This is a genomic window from Tersicoccus solisilvae, assembly GCF_014643255.1.
GTDB classification, from domain to species: Bacteria; Actinomycetota; Actinomycetes; order Actinomycetales; family Micrococcaceae; genus Tersicoccus; species Tersicoccus solisilvae.
The window spans coordinates 1-14,656 of sequence record NZ_BMJI01000033.1; the positions used below are offsets into that span (position 1 = coordinate 1).

Here is a 14,656-nt window from a genome sequence, read left to right on the forward strand (position 1 = left end):
CAGCATCGGAGCAGGCCCCGGCCGCGGACGCCGCCCCCGCCCCCCGGGCGACCCCGTCACCCGCCGCGCCGTCCCCCGCTCCGCGGGTCGAGGCCGACAGCGACGCCCGCCCGAGCTCGGCGACCCCGACCAGTGCCCGTCCCGGTCCGATGCCGGAGACCCCGGCCCGTCGCGACGACTCGCGCGGCGACGACGGACGCCGTGACGACGCTCGCCGTCAGGCGCCCGCGCCGGGCCAGAAGCCCGGTCCCCGCCCCGGCGCCCCGCGCCCGGGCAACAACCCCTTCGCTCCCTCGCAGGGCATGCCGCGCCAGGGCGCGCGTCCGGGCAACAACCCGTTCGCGTCCTCGCAGGGCATGCCGCGCCCCGGAGGCAGCCGTGGTGGCGCCGCCGGTGCGGCGGGTCCGCGCCCGCCGGCCGGTGCCGGTGGCCCCCGTCCGGGTGCGCCGCGTCCGGGTGGCACCGCGGGCCCCGGCGGTCCCCGCCCGGGTGCCCCGCGTCCCGGTGGCACCGGTGGTCCGCGCCCCAACCCGGCCATGATGCCCAAACGCTCCACCGAGCGCCCGGGTGCGGCCGGTCGTCCCGGTGCCGGTGCCGGCGCCGGTGCCCGTCGCGGCCCCGGTGGCGGTCCCGGTTCGGGTCCCGCCGGCGGCGGTTTCGGCAAGGGCGGCCGCGGCCGCGGCGGCACGCAGGGCGCCTTCGGCAAGGGTGGTGCCAACCGTGGCAAGCAGCGCAAGTCGAAGCGCGCGAAGCGGGCCGAGCTGGAGCAGATGCAGGCTCCCTCGGTGGGCGGCGTCTCCGTCCGCCGGGGCGACGGCTCGACGATCCTGCGGCTGCGCCGTGGCGCCTCGCTGACCGACTTCGCCGAGAAGATCGAGGCGAACCCCGCCTCGCTGGTGACCGTGCTCTTCCACCTCGGGGAGATGGCCACGGCCACCCAGTCCCTCGACGAGGACACGTTCACGCTGCTCGGTGACGAGCTCGGCTACAAGATCCAGATCGTCTCCCCGGAGGACGAGGAGCGCGAGCTGCTCGACTCCTTCGACATCGACCTGGACGCGGAGCTCGAGGCCGAGGGCGACGACGAGCTGCAGGCCCGTCCGCCGGTGGTCACCGTCATGGGTCACGTCGACCACGGCAAGACCCGCCTGCTGGACGCGATCCGCCACTCGGACGTCGTCTCCGGCGAGTCCGGCGGCATCACCCAGCACATCGGCGCGTACCAGGTGCACCACGAGCACGAGGGCGTCGACCGGGCGATCACCTTCATCGACACCCCGGGCCACGAGGCGTTCACCGCCATGCGTGCCCGTGGCGCGAAGGTCACCGACATCGCGGTGCTGGTCGTGGCCGCGGACGACGGCGTGATGCCGCAGACGGTCGAGGCGCTCAACCACGCCCAGGCCGCCGGGGTGCCGATCGTCGTCGCCGTCAACAAGATCGACAAGGAGGGCGCGAACCCGGACAAGATCCGCGGTCAGCTCACCGAGTACGGTCTGGTGCCCGAGGAGTACGGCGGCGACACCATGTTCGTCGACGTCTCCGCCCGGCAGAACCTGAACATCGACGCGCTGCTCGAGGCCGTCCTGCTGACCGCGGACGCGGCGCTGGACCTGCGGGCCAACCCGGACAAGGACGCGCGCGGCGTCGCGATCGAGGCCAACCTCGACCGTGGCCGTGGTGCCGTCGCGACCGTCCTGGTCAACTCCGGCACCCTGCACGTCGGCGACACCATCGTCGCCGGCACGGCTCACGGCCGTGTCCGGGCGATGTTCGGCGACGACGGCGAACAGGTCGACGCGGCGACGCCGTCGCGGCCGGTCCAGGTGCTCGGCCTCTCCTCGGTGCCGCGCGCCGGTGACAGCTTCCTGGTCACCGACGACGAGCGCACCGCCCGGCAGATCGCCGAGAAGCGGGAGGCCGCCGAGCGCAACGCTCAGCTGGCCAAGCGCCGCAAGCGGATCAGCCTCGAGGACTTCGACAAGGCCGTGGCCGAGGGCAAGATCGACACCCTCAACCTCATCCTCAAGGGCGACGTGTCCGGTGCCGTCGAGGCGCTGGAGGACGCGCTGCTCAAGATCGATGTGGGCGACGACGACGTCCAGCTGCGGGTCATCCACCGCGGTGTCGGCGCGATCACGCAGAACGACGTCAACCTGGCGACCGTGGACAACGCGATCATCATCGGGTTCAACGTCAAGCCGGCCGAGCGGGTCACCGAACTGGCCGAGCGCGAGGGCGTGGACATGCGCTTCTACTCGGTCATCTACGCCGCGATCGACGACATCGAGCTCGCCCTCAAGGGCATGCTCAAGCCGGAGTACGAGGAGGTGCAGCTCGGCACCGCCGAGGTGCGCGAGGTGTTCCGCTCCTCCAAGTTCGGCAACATCGCCGGCTCGCTGGTGCGCAGCGGGACCATCCGCCGCAACACCAAGGCCCGCGTGCTGCGCAACGGCACCGTCGTCGGCGACAACCTCACCATCGAGTCGCTGCGCCGGTTCAAGGACGACGCCACCGAGGTCCGCGAGGGCTTCGAGTGCGGTATCGGCCTGGGCTCGTTCAACGACGTCAAGGAAGAGGACGTCATCGAGACCTTCGAGATGCGCGAGAAGCCGCGCGTCTGATCGTTCTCGATCCGACGGCGCACCGTTCCCGCACCCCACCGGTGCGGGAACGGTGCGCCGTCGTCCGTCCCCCGTCAGGTCACTCAGAAGGAGAGAACACCATGGCCGACGCAGCACGGGCCGCCCGGCTCGGCGACCGGATCAAGGTCATCGTCGCGCAGGCGCTGGAGCGGAGGGTCAAGGACCCCCGGCTCGGCTTCATCACGATCACCGACTGCCGGGTGACCAACGACCTGCAGCACGCGACCGTCTACTACACGGTGTTCGGTGAGGAGGAGCAGCAGGCGTCCACGCGTGCCGCGCTCGAGTCGGCGAAGGGCGTGCTCCGCGCCGAGGTCGGGAAGAACATCACGGCCCGACTCACCCCGACGCTGACGTTCGTCGCCGACGAGGTGCCGGTCAACGCGTCCCATGTGGAGGACCTGCTGCGCACCGCCCGGGAGCGCGACGCCGAGCTGGCCGCCCAGGCCTCCGGCGCCGCGTACGCGGGCGAGGAGGACCCGTATCGCAAGCCGGCCGAGGACGACGAGGACGACGCCGACCGCTGACCCGTCCAGCTCCCTGACGCCAGCCCCCTGACGCCAGCTCGTCAATAGATGTCGCATCCAGCCCGGAATCGGGCCCTCGGCGACATCTATTGACGAGCTGGCGCTGTGTCTGCCCCGGTGTCGGGAGGTCGTGTCAGGGGGTCGGCAGGCGGGAGAGGCCTTCGACGAGGTCGTCGGTCGACCCGCACAGGGCCACCCGCACCCAGCCCTCGCCGCTCGCCCCGAACGCCGTCCCCGGGGCCAGGGCGACCCGGCGCTCGGCCAGCAGCCGGTGGCACCACGCCCGGACGTCGCCGCCGCTGACGGCACCGACGTCCACCCAGAGGTAGAACGCTCCCGCGGCCGGCAGGAACGGGTACCCCTTTGCGGCCAGCAGCCGCTGCGACTCGTCCCGATTCGCCCGGTAGTGCGAGCGGGCGGCGTCGATGTAGTGCTGCGGGCCGGTCAGGGCCGCGACGGCCGCGTGCTGCACCGCCGGGTTGACGCAGGAGACGATCGCCTCCATCACCGGGTCGATGCGCGGCGCCAGGCCCGGCGGCACGACGAGCGCCCCGATCCGCAGCCCGGTCAGCCCGTACGTCTTGGACAGGGTGTGCGAGGCGATCACCCGGTGATCCGTGTCGTACCGCAGCGGGCTCACGTGCTCGACCCCGTCGTAGGTGAACGCCTCGTAGCACTCGTCGGAGATCACCCACAGGTCGTGCTCGACGGCGAACTCCATCAGCGCCCGCACCGTTGCCGGATCGAAGACGGCCCCCAGCGGGTTCGACGGCGAGTTCAGCACGATGGCCCGCGTCGCCGGGGTGACGAGGCCGGCCAGGTCCGCCACCCGCGGCGCGAAGCCGTCCTCCGGCCGCAGCCGGTACGGGACCGGCACCGCGTGCACCAGCGCCGCCGTCATCCCGAACGTCGGGTAGCCCGGGTCCGGCACCAGCACCTCGTCACCGGCGTCCAGCGTGAGGCTCATCGCCAGGTGCAGGCCCTGCTGGGCGCCCGTCACCACGTACACGCGGGAGGCGTCCAGGCGCAGCCCCTGGTGCGCGTTCACCCGGTCGGCGAACGCCTGCCGCAGGGCCGGCAGGCCCGCGTTGGGCGTGTAGGACGTCTCGTCCCGCTCGTAGGTGTCGATGGCCGCGCGCAGCACGTGCGGATCGGTCGGGAACCCCGGTTCGCCGATGGACAGGACGACGGCGTCGCCGGTGGCCCAGGCGGCCTGCGTGATCTCGCGGATCTGGTTCGGCGGGACGGTGCGCACGTGGTCGGCCAGGTGGGGCATGCCGTCAGTGTAGGGCGGCGCCCGCGGATCGGTGGCGTTCGATCGGGCGGTAGGATCGTCTGCGTGCCAGCGCCCGGAGACCCCCGCGAATCCCGCGACGGATTCGTGCTGGTGGACAAGCCGGCGGGCTGGACCAGCCACGACGTCGTCGGCCGCATGCGCCGCCTCGCCGGCACCCGGCGGGTCGGCCACGCCGGCACCCTCGACCCCCTGGCCACCGGGGTGCTCGTGCTCGGGATCAACCGGGCCACCAAGCTGCTGACCTACGTCGTCGGCGCTCCCAAGACCTACGCCGCGACCATCCGGCTGGGCCAGGCGACGGTGACCGACGACGCCGAGGGCGACGTGACCGTCTCCGCCGGGGCCGCCGGCGTCACCGCGGCCGCCGTCCGCGGCGGTGTCGCGGCCCTGACCGGCGACATCCTCCAGGTGCCCAGCGCCGTCAGTGCCATCAAGGTCGACGGCCAACGGGCGTACAAGCGGGTCCGCGACGGCGAGGACGTCACCCTGGCCGCCCGGCCGGTCACGGTCTCCCGGTTCACCGTCGAGGCCCTGCGGGAGGCGACCGCGGCGGTCGACGGTCCCGCGGGGGACAGCGTGCCCGTCCTCGACGTCGATGTCGAGGTGGACTGCTCGTCGGGCACCTACGTGCGGGCGCTCGCCCGGGACCTCGGGACCGCGCTCGGCACCGGCGGCCACCTGACCCGGCTGCGTCGACTCGCCGTCGGGCCGTTCCGGATCGAGGACACCGTGACCCTCGACCAGCTCGAGCGGGATCGGGAACGCGACGGGGGACTGCCCCTGATCGACGCGGGCGACGCCGCGGCCGCCGTGCTGCCCAGCCGTACGGTCGACGCGGCCGAGGTCGCCCAACTGGCGCACGGCCGCCGGCTCGCGCCCGGCCCCGTGACCGGGACGGTGGCGGCCCGCGCGCAGGACGGCACGCTCGCCGCGGTGCTGCAGGACGACGGCCGGTCGGCGCGTCCCGCGCTCGTCCTGGTCCAGCCGCAGGGGGCGCCGGCGGAGCAGCCCGATCAGCTGGGGAAGCCCGATCCGACGGAGCAGCCCCGGCGATGAGCGTGCTGTTCTGGCTGACCACCGTCGTGGGCCTGATCTCGACCGCCGTCTGCCTGGTCGAGGGCATCCGCGGCCGCATCCCCGACAACCTGACCGTGTTCTCCGTGCTCGCCGTCGAGGTGGTGCTGCTCGTGGTCGTCGTGGCCGCGCTGATCGGCTCGGTGACCGGGGCGGGACCGCGCGGCGCGGCGTGGGAGTTCTGGGGCTATCTCGTCACGGCGGCCCTGATCCCGCCCGCGGCCGTCTACTGGTCGCTGATCGAACGGACCCGCTGGTCCACGCTCGTGCTGGCCGCCGTCGGCTTCACGGTGTTCGTCATGATGGCCCGCATGCTGCAGATCTGGGAAGGACAGGCCGGCCTGTGAACGAGAGACCCTCGACCGCGAAGGCGTCCGGCCCGGGCCGCCTCATCATCGCGGTCTACGCGATCTTCGCCCTCGCCGCCTCGGCGCGCGCCGCGTTCCAGATCGCCACGAAGTTCGGCGACGCCCCGCTGGCGTACGCGCTCTCCGCCTTCGCCGCGGCGGTCTACATCGTCGCAACCGTGTGCCTGGCCTCGCGCCGGCCCGGCTCGTGGACCGCCGCCGTGGTGGCCGTGAGCATCGAACTGGCCGGCGTCGTCGTCGTCGGGCTGCTCAGCGTGCTGGATCCGACCGCCCTGCCGCACGACACCGTGTGGTCGGTGTTCGGCCGCGGTTACGGCTTCGTGCCGCTCGTGCTGCCGGTCGTCGGCCTGTGGTGGCTGTTCCGGAACCGGCCCGGGCGGGTGCTCGCCGGTGCGCGCGCGGCCGGCGGCCGGCGGGGGACCGGTGCCTGAGACGTCCCTGCGGCCCGTCGCGGTGGTGCCCCTGATCGAGGGCGAGACCGTGCGGCTCCGTCCCCTGCGGGAGGACGACGTGCCCGCCCTGGTCGAGAACTGCCGTGACGAGCAGGCGCGCCGGTTCGTCCCCGTGCCGCTGGACTACACCGAGGACGACGCCCTGACGTTCCTGCGCCGGACGGTTCCGGACGGCTGGCGGGAGGGCAGCGGCCACGTGTTCGCCGTGGCCGACCCGGCCGACGACGTCCTGCTCGGCACCGTCGGGCTGCACGCGTTCCGGGCCACCACCGCCGACGTCGGCGTCAACATCGGCCCCGCCGCGCGCGGTCGCGGCGTGGGCACCGCCGCCTGCCGGCTGCTGATCGACTACGCGGTGGAGGGACTGGGCCTGCGCACCCTCTACTGGCAGGCCTTCGTGGGCAACGTGGCCAGCCTCGCTCTGGCCCGTCGCCTCGGGTTCACCCTCCACGCCGAGCTGCCCGGGTTCGCCGCCCTGCGCGGGGAGCCGGTCGACGTCTGGCTGCTCGGCCTGAGCGCCCGCACCGGCGGTCCCGAGCCGCGTGAGAAACTGTGACCAGACCCGTTCGACCACCTCACCCGACATCGTCACCACGAATCGAGGCAGCAGCGTGAGTGAGAACCACCCCCGTCCCGCATCCGCCGACCAGCCGCGGCCCGGCACACCCGCGCCCGGCCGCTCCGGGACCCGCCCCGGGACCCCCGACGGAACCGCGACCCCGGCGGCCGGAACCGGCGCACCGGCCAGCGCGGGCGAGCGCCCGGGCCGGGACACCGGCGGGCGCGGCCGCGGGAAGCAGCCCTCGGCCACCCGGCCCGGTTCGGACTGGGGCACGTTCCGTGCCGTCGTCATCGCCGTCGGCGTCGTGCTGGCCGCGGTCGGCGCCTACTTCCTCATCACCGGCACCCACGGGCTGCCGAACGCCTCGACGGGGCCCTTCGAACCCACCCTGGAGAGCCAGTTCCGGTTCTTCGCGGCCCTGGAGATCGGGGTCGGCGCCGCGTTCATCGCGATCGCCGTGAAGTTCCGGTGGGTCGAGGTGCTGTGGCTCGTGTGCATGATGGTGTTCTTCGGCGGCGTCGGCCGCGTGATCTCGTGGGCGATCGTCGGCGGGACCCCGCACTGGCTGATGATCGTGCTGATGATCGTCGAGCTGGCGTTCCCCGCGGCGCTGCTCGTGTGGCACCGGTGGATCACGAAGACCGTGGACCTGAAGCGGTCGCTGGTCGCCGGCCGCTGATGACCCCGCGCCGGCCGCGCGCCGGCGCCCGAAGGAGATCCTGATCCGTGCAGTACTTCCCTGATGTCGCCGCGGTGCCCGCCGGTTTCGGGCCGAGCGTGGTGACCATCGGCAATTTCGACGGTGTCCACCGCGGCCACCAGCAGGTGATCGCCGAGCTCGTCCGCCAGGCCCGCGACCGGGCCGTGCCCGCCGTCGTCGTCACCTTCGACCCCCACCCGGCCACCGTGCACCGCCCGGAGAGCGCGCCCACCCTGATCATGGGGCTGGCGGACCGGATCGAGGCACTGGCCGGCCTCGGCGTCGACGCCGTGCTCGTCATGCACTACACGGCCGAGCTGGCCCGGACCACGGCCGAGGACTTCGTCACCGGCGTCTTCCTCGACACGCTCGGCGCGCAGGCGGTGGTCGTCGGGCACGACGTGCGCTGGGGCCGGGACAACGCGGGGGACCGGGAGGAGATGGAACGGCTCGGCGCCGTCCACGGCTTCGCGGTGACCGTGATCGAGGAGTACCAGTTCGGGGTCGGCGATCCCGACGACCCGGAGCACCCCGCCGGCGGGCTCCACGAGCGGCGCGGTTCGTCGACCTGGATCCGGGAGGCGCTCGACGAGGGCGACGTGCGCACCGCCGCGACCGTGCTCGGCCGTCCGCACCGGGTCCGCGGCCTGGTGGTGCACGGTGCGGCCCGGGGCCGGGCGCTGGGGTTCCCCACCGCGAACCTCGACGCGGACGCCGTGGGGTACATCCCGGCCGACGGCGTGTACGCGGGCTGGCTGATCGACGAGCGGGGCGAGCGGTGGCCGGCCGCCATCTCGGTGGGCTCCAACCCGACGTTCGAGGGCGTCAGCCGTCAGGTCGAGGCGCACGTCATCGACCGGCCCGCCGGCGAGGAGGTCGACGTGTTCGACCTCTACGGCCAGAGGGTCGCCGTCGAGTTCATCGAACGGCTCCGCGGCATGGTCGCCTACGCCGGGGTGGACGCCCTGATCGAGCAGATGCGCCTGGACATCGACGCCACCCGCACCCTGCTGCAGGACGCGCCGACGCCCGGTCACGCCCAGCGGGCGTGACCGGGCGTCCAGCGGGTCGGCCGGGGGACCGGCTCAGCCCCGCAGGGCGACGGAGAGCACCTGACCGGTGTTCGGCGGGGTCGTCTCGTCGGGCACCGCGTTGGCCGTGACGTACAGCGTCCGGCCGCTGATCGAGACGTCCGCGGGGTTGTTCACGGTCAGCACGGGCACCGGGGTCGCCGGGGTCCGGCCGCGCAGGGCACCGGCCCGCAGCACCGAGACCCGATCGGCGAACAGCTCGGCCACGTAGAGGTCGCCGCGGGGGCCGAACGCCAGGCCGGTCGGGGAGACCAGTCCGGTGGCGACGAGCTGGGGGCGCTGCCACCGTCCCGCCCACGGGTTGATCCGGTACACCGCGCCGCGGGCGCCGAGCTGCGGACCCTCCGGCCCGCCGGGGAGCACGGACACGTACAGCCAGTGGTCCGGACCCACCCGGACGTCCGTGGGCACGGACTCGAACCGGTAGGTCGAGCCGACGGCGCAGGCCGGCAGGCCGAGGCCGGCCGCGACGTCGGCCGTCACCGCCACCGACTGGGCCGGCAGCACCGCGACGGTGCGTACCGTTCCGCGCAGGGGGTTGACGGCGACGACGTCGTTGCCGCCGGCGTCGGCGACGTACACCTCGCCGAAACCCAGTTCCGTGGCGTAGGCGTGGGAGTCGACCTGACCGGTGTAGGTGGCCGGGCCGACCTCGGCGGGCAGCTGCTCCGCGCAGCCGGCGGGCAGGCCCGCGAAGCCGTACTGCACGCGCCCGTCCGGGTTGGTGGTCTCCTCGTGGGTGGCGACGTCGGCGAGCGTGCGCACGGACCCGCCGGGCAGCACGACCTTGATCAGCCCGCTGGGCGCGGCCGGGTCCCCGGACCCGGCTCCCGTGGTCTCGGCGAAGAACGTGAGCCCCCAGCGACTGGAGACGCCGCCGACCTCGGCCCCGGCGGCGCCGCGGTGGACGGTCGCCACGGTGCCCTGGCGGGTCACCCGGTTCAGGGAACTGATGAAGTCCGGTGTGACGCCGGCGTCCTGGGTGACCAGCACGGAGCCCGGCCGCGCGGTGTCGGCGGCGACCGAGAGGGGGAACGAGAGGCCGCCCGCGACGGGCGCGGGCGTCCCGGGGGCGGGGCCGCGGGAGGCGCCCTGAGCGGGCGCGGCCGCGCCGACTCCGGCGAGGGTCAGGGTGAGAGCGGTGCACAGGGTGATGAGGGTCCGGCGCATGGTGACTCCGATGGCGAGTGACGACGAGACCGGGCGACGAGCCACGTGGTCCCCCCGCAGCGGACCTGGCACCGTCGGCGGCATGGCTGTGCATCGGCGGCGGCGCGCACTCCCACCACCATCGGTGGGTTCGCTGAACAGCACACAGGGTAGACGGCCGCACCGGCCCTGTCCATGGGACGGTCCGGGACCCTGATAGACTCGAACGCTGGGTCCGGCTGCAGTCCGTGGTTGCCGTTCCCTCGTCGTCCTCGGCCCGATCGGACGCCGGGTCGGACAACACCGCTCGGTGTCGTCCCGGTCCGTGGGCGGCACCGATCCTGACACGGTACTGACTCGAAGGAGTTACCCATGGCACTCGATGCCGCCACCAAGCAGCAGATCATGAGCGATTACGCCACCGCCGAGGGCGACACCGGTTCGCCGGAGGTCCAGGTGGCTCTGCTGTCCCAGCGGATCCGGGACCTGACCGAACACCTGAAGGTGCACAAGCACGACCACCACACCCGTCGTGGTCTGATGGCCCTGGTCGGCCGCCGTCGCCGGCTGCTGACCTACCTGCACGACACCGACATCACCCGGTACCGGTCCCTGATCGAACGGCTCGGCCTGCGCCGCTGAGCGCGTCCGCACCGATACACTGGAAGGCGGCTGGACACCAGCGTGCCCCGTCCGACGGATTCCCGTCGGACGGTCACCGGTGTCGGCCGCCTTTCCCGTTCCTCGTCCGCACCGGTCCCCGGTCCGGAGAGGACCCGAAACACACCCCGGCCAGCGCCCCGGACGGCAGCTGCGGTCCTCGGTAGTGATCTCCGGGCCCCGCGTCCTCGCGACGCGGACCAGCCCCGGGGGTCTCGATCGAAGACCGGGTGCCACACGCGCGGTTCTCCCCGCGTGCCGGCGGCGCGGCCACGATCACAGAAACGGAGGTGACCTTCTTCATGGAGGGTCCCGAGATCAAGTACGCCGAGGCCGTCATCGACAACGGCCGCTACGGCAAGCGCACGGTCCGCTTCGAGACCGGTCGGCTGGCCCAGCAGGCCGCCGGATCGGCGATGGTCTACATCGACGAGGACACCGCGCTGCTGTCCGCCACCGCGATCGGCAAGTCGCCGCGCGAGGGCTTCGATTTCTTCCCCCTGACCGTGGACGTGGAGGAGCGGATGTACGCCGCCGGCCGCATCCCCGGTTCGTTCTTCCGGCGTGAAGGCCGGCCCAGCACCGACGCGATCCTGGCCTGCCGCCTGATCGACCGCCCGCTGCGCCCCGCGTTCACCAAGGGGCTGCGCAATGAGGTCCAGGTCGTCATCACGGTGATGGCCGTGAACCCGGACGAGCTGTACGACGCCGTGGCGATCAACGCCGCGTCCATGTCCACCCAGCTGACCGGTGCCCCGTTCTCCGGCCCGATCGGCGGCGTCCGCGTCGCGCTGGTGACCGACGGTTCCGGCGGTGCCCAGTGGGTGGCCTTCCCGAAGCACTCCGAGTTGGAGAACGCCGTCTTCTCGATGGTCGTCGCGGGCCGGATCGTCTCCGATGACGTCGCCATCATGATGGTCGAGGCCGAGGCGACCGACAACGCGTGGACGCTGATCAAGGAGCAGGGCGCCCCGGCTCCGACCGAGGACACCGTCGCCGAGGGTCTGGAGGCGGCGAAGCCGTTCATCCGCGCCCTGTGCGACGCGCAGTCCGACCTGGCGCAGCGCGCCCAGAAGCCGGCCATCGAGCTGCCGATCTTCAAGGACTACGAGCAGGACGTGTACGACGTCGTCGCCGAGGAGGCGTCCGACGACGTCGCCCGCGTGTTCGCGATCGCCGCCAAGCAGGAGCGCGAGGCCGCCTCGGACGAGCTGATCCAGTCCACCGTCGCCCGCCTCGCGGGCGAGGGCGGCCGGTTCGCCGGTCGCGGCAAGGAGGTCGCCGGCGCGTTCAACGCCCTGACCAAGAAGGTCGTCCGGCAGCGGATCCTGCGCGAGCAGGTCCGCATCGACGGCCGCGGCCTGACCGACATCCGGGCCCTGACGGCCGAGGTCGAGGTGCTGCCGCGCGTGCACGGTTCCGCGATCTTCGAGCGCGGCGAGACCCAGATCCTGGGTGTCACCACGCTGAACATGCTCAAGATGGAGCAGCAGATCGACTCGCTGTCGCCCGTCAAGCACAAGCGGTACATGCACAACTACAACTTCCCGCCGTTCTCCGTCGGGGAGACCGGCCGGGTCGGCTCGCCCAAGCGGCGCGAGATCGGGCACGGCGCCCTCGCCGAGCGCGCCATCGTGCCGGTGCTGCCGTCCCGCGAGGAGTTCCCCTACGCGATCCGTCAGGTGTCCGAGGCGCTCGGCTCCAACGGTTCGACGTCGATGGGCTCCGTGTGCGCCTCGACCCTGTCGCTGCTGAACGCCGGTGTGCCGCTGCGCGCCCCGGTCGCCGGCATCGCCATGGGCCTGGTCTCCGACCAGGTCGACGGCGAGACCCGCTACGCGGCCCTGACCGACATCCTCGGCGCCGAGGACGCGTTCGGCGACATGGACTTCAAGGTCGCCGGCACGAGCGAGTTCGTCACCGCGATCCAGCTCGACACCAAGCTGGACGGCATTCCCGCCTCGGTGCTGGCCGCGGCCCTGAAGCAGGCTCGCGAGGCGCGCCTGCACATCCTCAGCGTCCTCGCCGCCGCGATCGACGGCCCGGACGAGATGAGCGAGTTCGCGCCCCGCGTGATCAGCGTTCGCGTCCCGGTCGACAAGATCGGCGAGGTCATCGGGCCCAAGGGCAAGATGATCAACCAGATCCAGGACGACACCGGCACGGACATCTCCATCGAGGACGACGGCACCGTGTACATCGGCGCCACCGACGGCCCGTCCGCCGAGGCCGCGCGGTCGGCGATCAACGCGATCGCCAACCCGCAGGTCCCCGAGGTGGGGGAGCGCTACCTGGGCACCGTGGTCAAGACCACGACGTTCGGTGCGTTCGTCTCCCTGACCCCCGGCAAGGACGGTCTGCTGCACATCTCCGAGCTGCGCAAGCTGTCCGGGGGCAAGCGGGTCGACAACGTCGACGACGTCGTCGGTGTCGGGCAGAAGGTCCAGGTCGAGATCACCAAGGTCGACGACCGCGGCAAGCTGTCGCTGGCCCCCGTGGTCGACGACGCGGACACCGGTGCCGGCGATGCCGGCGAGCGGGTCCACGCCGAGGCTCCGGCCGAGGGCTGATCCGCCCCACGTCCCGGATCCGGGACACCGCCTGACAGGCACCGCCAGGGGGCCCGCCGCCACGTGCGGCGGGCCTCCTGCCGTCTTCCGCGGGAGATCGCTCCCGACCACCCCTTGCTCGTCCTTCGAAGGAGCGACGCATGACCACCCCCACGACCGCGGCGACCGGCTGGCCCACCGCCCCCGACTCGCCCGTCCGCCGCTCCGTCCTGCCCGGCGGGGTCCGGGTGCTGACCGAGGCGATGCCCGGCCAGCGCGCCGTCACCGTCGGGTTCTGGATCGCCGTCGGCTCCCGCGACGAGGCGGCCGGCGAGTACGGGTCCACCCACTTCCTCGAGCACCTGCTGTTCAAGGGCACCCCGACCCGGTCGGCCCTGGACATCGCCGCGGCGTTCGACGCCGTCGGCGGGGAGTCCAACGCCGCGACGGCGAAGGAGAGCACCTGCTACTACGCGCACGTGCTCGACGAGCACCTGCCGATGGCCATCGACACGATGGCCGACATGGTCACCTCCGCCTCGCTGGACCCGGACGAGCTGGAGCAGGAACGCACCGTCATCCTCGAGGAGCTGGCGATGGCCAGCGACGACCCCGCCGACGTCGCGCACGAGCGGTTCGCCGAGGCCGTCCTGGGCGACCACCCGCTGGGCCGGCCGATCGGCGGCACCCCGGAGATCATCCGCAGCGTGGGCCGGGCGGCGGTGGCCGCCCACTACCGGCGTCACTACCGGCCGGACGAGCTGGTCGTCACCGCCGCCGGCAGCCTCGACCACGACGCCGTGTGCGCCCTGGTCCTGGCGGCGCTGCGCCGGTCGGGCTGGGAACTGGAGCCGGACGCGGTGCCGGTGTCCCGGCGTCCCGAGACGCCCGCCGTCATCACGCCGACCACCGACCTGCTGGTGGTGCAGCGACCGGTCGAGCAGGCCAACATCATCCTCGGCACCGCGGGCCTGAACGCCACCGACGAGCGCCGGTTCGCGCTCAGCGTGCTCAACGCCGCGCTCGGCGGCGGGATGTCGTCCCGGCTGTTCCAGGAGATCCGCGAGAAGCGCGGGCTCGCCTACTCCACGTACTCGTTCGCCGCCGGCTACGCCGACGCCGGGTACGTCGGCCTGTACGCCGGGTGCTCGCCGGCACGCGTCGCGGAGGTCCGTGGACTGCTCGAGTCCGAGCTGGCGCGCCTGGCCGAGAGCGGGCTGGACGCCGACGAGCTGGACCGGGCGAAGGGACAGCTGCGCGGCGGCCTGGTGCTCGGCCTGGAGGACACCGCCTCGCGGATGTCCCGGCTGGGCCGGGCCGAACTGGTCCACGGCCGGTTCATCGACCTGGACGAGTCCCTCGACCGGGTGCAGCGGGTGACCAGCGCCCAGGTCACCGAGCTGGCCAGGTCGCTGGCCTCCGGACCGCGCAGCACCGTGGTCGTCGGCCCCTTCGAGGAGAACGAGACGTTCGGCCTCTGACCCGGCGCCAGCTCGTCAATAGCGGGCTGGGGCCTTGCGGCCCGCGTGGAGCGGGAGAAACATGTGGGTTGGGTCGCCTGTCGACGTCGGACATCCATGGT

At 73.0% G+C, this 14,656-nt stretch carries 13 protein-coding genes; 11 read left to right on the plus strand and 2 right to left on the minus strand.

Annotated features, from left to right (window positions below; all coding sequences use genetic code 11):
- Both infB and rbfA read left to right on the plus strand, forming a co-directional pair.
- The coding region (gene infB / locus IEX22_RS14970) for a translation initiation factor IF-2 (RefSeq protein ID WP_188669203.1) at positions 1 to 2,624 on the plus strand (2,624 nt) is incomplete at its 5' end.
- Positions 2,625 to 2,725: 101 nt separating this feature from the next.
- Positions 2,726 to 3,172, plus strand: a complete 447-nt coding sequence (gene rbfA / locus IEX22_RS14975) for a 30S ribosome-binding factor RbfA (RefSeq protein WP_188669204.1) — start codon at positions 2,726 to 2,728, stop codon at positions 3,170 to 3,172.
- A 133-nt stretch (positions 3,173 to 3,305) separates the two neighbouring features.
- On the opposite strand, the gene IEX22_RS14980 is transcribed toward rbfA, so the two are convergent.
- Positions 3,306 to 4,448, minus strand: coding sequence for a pyridoxal phosphate-dependent aminotransferase (locus IEX22_RS14980; protein WP_188669205.1), 1,143 nt, complete (start codon positions 4,446 to 4,448; stop codon positions 3,306 to 3,308).
- A 63-nt stretch (positions 4,449 to 4,511) separates the two neighbouring features.
- Here IEX22_RS14980 and truB point away from each other — a divergent pair, with 63 nt between their 5' ends.
- Genes truB through IEX22_RS15010 form a run of 6 tightly spaced genes read left to right on the plus strand, consistent with a single transcriptional unit; the run spans position 4,512 to position 8,677 of the window.
- Positions 4,512 to 5,525, plus strand: a complete 1,014-nt coding sequence (gene truB, locus IEX22_RS14985; RefSeq protein WP_188669206.1) for a tRNA pseudouridine(55) synthase TruB — start codon at positions 4,512 to 4,514, stop codon at positions 5,523 to 5,525.
- Positions 5,522 to 5,890: a hypothetical protein gene (locus IEX22_RS14990; protein ID WP_188669207.1), complete on the plus strand. Its 369-nt coding sequence runs from the start codon at positions 5,522 to 5,524 to the stop codon at positions 5,888 to 5,890. Before truB ends, IEX22_RS14990 begins: the two co-directional genes overlap by 4 nt.
- Positions 5,887 to 6,342, plus strand: a complete 456-nt coding sequence (locus tag IEX22_RS14995; protein WP_229660088.1) for a hypothetical protein — start codon at positions 5,887 to 5,889, stop codon at positions 6,340 to 6,342. Before IEX22_RS14990 ends, IEX22_RS14995 begins: the two co-directional genes overlap by 4 nt.
- Complete coding sequence (locus tag IEX22_RS15000) at positions 6,335 to 6,919, plus strand: GNAT family N-acetyltransferase (protein ID WP_188669208.1); 585 nt, start codon at positions 6,335 to 6,337, stop codon at positions 6,917 to 6,919. Before IEX22_RS14995 ends, IEX22_RS15000 begins: the two co-directional genes overlap by 8 nt.
- Positions 6,920 to 6,974: 55 nt before the next feature.
- Positions 6,975 to 7,604 carry a DUF4345 domain-containing protein gene (locus IEX22_RS15005; RefSeq protein WP_188669209.1) on the plus strand — a complete coding sequence of 210 codons (630 nt, stop codon included), beginning with the start codon at positions 6,975 to 6,977 and terminating at the stop codon, positions 7,602 to 7,604.
- Between the two features lie 47 nt (positions 7,605 to 7,651).
- Entirely contained in the window at positions 7,652 to 8,677 is a 1,026-nt protein-coding gene (locus tag IEX22_RS15010) for a bifunctional riboflavin kinase/FAD synthetase (protein WP_188669210.1), read from the plus strand.
- A 33-nt stretch (positions 8,678 to 8,710) separates the two neighbouring features.
- Here IEX22_RS15010 and IEX22_RS15015 read toward each other — a convergent pair whose 3' ends face one another.
- Entirely contained in the window at positions 8,711 to 9,886 is a 1,176-nt protein-coding gene (locus tag IEX22_RS15015; protein ID WP_188669211.1) for a ScyD/ScyE family protein, read from the minus strand.
- Positions 9,887 to 10,237: 351 nt separating this feature from the next.
- Here IEX22_RS15015 and rpsO point away from each other — a divergent pair, with 351 nt between their 5' ends.
- From rpsO to IEX22_RS15030, 3 genes are all read left to right on the plus strand, one after another.
- Positions 10,238 to 10,507 carry a 30S ribosomal protein S15 gene (gene rpsO / locus IEX22_RS15020; RefSeq protein WP_188669212.1) on the plus strand — a complete coding sequence of 90 codons (270 nt, stop codon included), beginning with the start codon at positions 10,238 to 10,240 and terminating at the stop codon, positions 10,505 to 10,507.
- A gap of 320 nt (positions 10,508 to 10,827) precedes the next feature.
- Positions 10,828 to 13,095, plus strand: a complete 2,268-nt coding sequence (locus IEX22_RS15025) for a polyribonucleotide nucleotidyltransferase (protein WP_188669215.1) — start codon at positions 10,828 to 10,830, stop codon at positions 13,093 to 13,095.
- Positions 13,096 to 13,235: 140 nt separating this feature from the next.
- Positions 13,236 to 14,555 carry a M16 family metallopeptidase gene (locus IEX22_RS15030; RefSeq protein WP_188669213.1) on the plus strand — a complete coding sequence of 440 codons (1,320 nt, stop codon included), beginning with the start codon at positions 13,236 to 13,238 and terminating at the stop codon, positions 14,553 to 14,555.
- Positions 14,556 to 14,656 lie beyond the last annotated feature (101 nt).

Bases quoted from the DNA above. Each gene is read 5' to 3' on its own strand.
- rbfA (WP_188669204.1), top strand. From the start codon at position 2,726: ATGGCCGACGCAGCACGGGCCGCCCGGCTCGGCGACCGGATCAAGGTC.
- IEX22_RS14980 (WP_188669205.1), bottom strand. From the start codon at position 4,448: ATGCCCCACCTGGCCGACCACGTGCGCACCGTCCCGCCGAACCAGATC.
- IEX22_RS14990 (WP_188669207.1), top strand. From the start codon at position 5,522: ATGAGCGTGCTGTTCTGGCTGACCACCGTCGTGGGCCTGATCTCGACC.
- IEX22_RS15015 (WP_188669211.1), bottom strand. From the start codon at position 9,886: ATGCGCCGGACCCTCATCACCCTGTGCACCGCTCTCACCCTGACCCTC.
- rpsO (WP_188669212.1), top strand. From the start codon at position 10,238: ATGGCACTCGATGCCGCCACCAAGCAGCAGATCATGAGCGATTACGCC.
- IEX22_RS15025 (WP_188669215.1), top strand. From the start codon at position 10,828: ATGGAGGGTCCCGAGATCAAGTACGCCGAGGCCGTCATCGACAACGGC.
- IEX22_RS15030 (WP_188669213.1), top strand. From the start codon at position 13,236: ATGACCACCCCCACGACCGCGGCGACCGGCTGGCCCACCGCCCCCGAC.